4 protein-coding genes are annotated in these 2,769 nt (G+C 46.2%); all 4 read right to left on the reverse strand.

Annotated features, from left to right (window positions below; all coding sequences use genetic code 11):
- Nucleotides 1-624: 624 nt before the first annotated feature.
- Nucleotides 625-1,170, reverse strand: a complete 546-nt coding sequence (locus tag P378_RS12220; RefSeq protein WP_073236531.1) for an NADH peroxidase — start codon at nt 1,168-1,170, stop codon at nt 625-627.
- Between the two features lie 41 nt (nt 1,171-1,211).
- Entirely contained in the window at nt 1,212-1,631 is a 420-nt protein-coding gene (locus P378_RS12225) for a Fur family transcriptional regulator (RefSeq protein WP_099083446.1), read from the reverse strand.
- A 309-nt stretch (nt 1,632-1,940) separates the two neighbouring features.
- Nucleotides 1,941-2,378 (reverse strand): PD-(D/E)XK nuclease family transposase, encoded by a 438-nt coding sequence (locus P378_RS21810; protein ID WP_420796003.1) that lies wholly within the window; start codon nt 2,376-2,378, stop codon nt 1,941-1,943.
- A gap of 31 nt (nt 2,379-2,409) precedes the next feature.
- Nucleotides 2,410-2,769: Rpn family recombination-promoting nuclease/putative transposase (locus tag P378_RS21815; protein ID WP_238473184.1), on the reverse strand; the 360-nt coding region annotated here is incomplete at its 5' end.

Raw genomic sequence — 2,769 nt, forward strand, 5'->3', positions numbered from 1 at the left:
CAATTTCCCCGATTTGCCGGGGGCGGTGCCTGGTTCCGTCCGTCGGTAACTTTTTGTGCTCGTATACAACTTTCATGCGAGACGGTACCTGGCACCGCCTGGGTGGCCTTTCATTGAAACCACCAGACCCGAAAGGATGACCCGGAAAAGAAAAAGTACCGTCACTTTAGTTTAGTGAAGTGCCAGGCACTTTTTGGAAATCCCTGGCAGCGGTTTTCTGCCAGGGATTTCCTCGAGCATTAATTTAGTAAAATGCAAGTGTTTTTGGTGCAATTTCCCCGATTTGCCGGGGGCGGTGCCTGGTTCCGTCCGGCGGTAATTTTTTGTGCTCGTATACAACTTTCATGCGAGACGGTACCTGGCACCGCCTGGGTAGCCTTTCATTGAAACCACCAGACCCGAAAGGATGACCCGGAAAAGAAAAAGTACCGTCACTTTAGTTTAGTGAAGTGCCAGGCACTTTTTGGAAATCCCTGGCAGCGGTTTTCTGCCAGGGATTTCCTCGAGCATATTTGCCACTTCCGGCAACCTTCTTTATAACCGAAAAATAGCAAGGGATTTTCTTCGGAAAACAAGCATCCCTTGCTATTTTTAACAAAGGGTTTATATTCCTGTGTAAATATCTTAAGCCTTTGGGAAGTACCTTTTTAAGAGACCGTAGAAAGCCATGCAATGTCTGGCTTCGTCTTTGCAAGCTTCATGAATGGCATCATGGATCGCGTCCTGTCCTTCCTTTTTGGCGCGGACGGCGATTTCCTTTTTCCCRCGGTTGGCACCGGCTTCGCCGTCTACCAGTTTTTTCAGGTTTTCCTCMGTGCTTTCGCTTAATCCTTCCCCCAGAAGTTCAGCAAAGCGAGCTGCGTGGTGAGCTTCCTCCCAGGCTATACGCTTCATTGTTTCTGCTATCTCCGGATAGCCCTCCCGCTCGGCCTGACGGGCCATGGCAATATATAAGCCCACCTCCATGCACTCTCCCTTAAACTGCATGTTCAGATCCTCTTCAAAACCGGAGCCTTTAACCACACCTATTTTATTCCAGTCCACCAGATCCGGACCGGAGGCGGTCAAYAGTTCAAATTTTTCCTGGGGTGCTCCGCAGTTGGGACATTTTTCCACCGGAGACTCCCCTTCGCAGACGTATCCACAAACAATACAGCGCCATCTTTTCATAGATTTAACCTCCTAAACTTAATTTTTTATATAATTCCCTGTTACGGGTTATTTGCYGCTGCTCTTTTCCCAACAYCTTGGCATATCCCATAAAAATAAAGTGTATATTCTTCCACCAAATACCCCTTAATATTAAATGRCGTTTGTATTTCCAGAGGGCCTGCATCCAAATCATAAATAGATTGGCAACTCCGGCATAAAAAATGGCCATGGGGGGCAGGATTRGGATCAAAATGTCTTTTATCCGCCTTTATCCTTATCTCTTGCAATTCCCCTGCTTTAGCCAGTATTTCAAGGGTATTGTATACCGTCGCAAGAGATAATGAAGGGTACTGGGGTTTTAATTGATTGTATATTTCCTCCGCTGACGGGTGTTTTGCATTACCTTCAAGCAAATTTAAAATTGCCAGTCTTTGAGGCGTTAATTTCAGCCCTAAATTTTTAAGCTTATTTATCATCATTTTAAATTTATATCTCCTATTAATTTATAATCATTATAATTTAACATTTTTTCTTTGTCAACATCTTAATGCCAAAATTTTTACTCGGTTACATAAAACTTTTCCTGGCGAACAAGTCAATAAACCAAGCCAGAGCCCCAATCCCCAAAAACTCAGTAACCAATAAGTTGGCTGAACAGCCATTGAACGGCGACCTTACTGCCTGGCACCCTGTCACTGTTGTAATCCCTCCTTTAGACACAAGAAGCCCCGGAAAGAGGGTCTATCTCCTTCCGGGGCTAATTTTTGTGATGTCTGACATTATCTTGCTTATTTGGCTGCCTCCCTGACAATAGCTGCCGCTTCCTCCAGGCTATTAACAGTGTAGATTTTGTTGATGATTTTATCAAGAATGACTATGTCATTAATTTTCTGGATATCTCTCTGTAAACCAGCGGAATCTTCAGGGAACCTGGTGTCCAAGAATTTGCAGATAGCCTCCTGGGCCATTTCTGCTTTACCCTCCGCCTTTGCTCCGCTAATCATGGAGATTTCATCCCTGACAGCCTTCTCCCTTAGCTCATACAGCCTGCGCTCCCTCTGGTTTTTGAAGAATATCTGCTCGATGGTCATTGCCTTGCGAATGCCCGGGTTTCCCATAGCGATCGCCTCCATTTCTTCGCCTACAATATTATTGAAGTATAGCAGCCATTCCTCCAGGGCGTCCTTCGGCCTGCGTTTCAGCCGGATGAACTTCTCCAGCTCCAAAAAGTGTATCTCCAGTTCATCGTTCAGTAACTCACCGGTCTCGTCTTCCCTGATGCGGAATGATGCGGAAGGTGTGTTGGTATTTTGTCTTGCCTTTGAACTGGTTAAAGCCCAGGATGTTGATGGTGATGGTGATGGTTTTTCTGAGGTGGATGAAATCCTGCCCGCTACTTAACTGCCCGTGGTAGAGCCCTGCCCAGTAGAATAAAGTACGTTTGTCAATGTTGTATTTATTGGCTATTTGTAGCTCCACATTTACCAGCGCTCCTGCGGCTGTCCTGGCCAGTATGTCCAGCCTGGCTGCTCTGTCCAGCAGGTATTTGGGGTCCAGCTCCCGGTCCAGTAATTCTACATCATGCAGTTCCTGGCCCGGCGGTGGCTTTAAAACTGC

The organism is Desulforamulus profundi, from assembly GCF_002607855.1.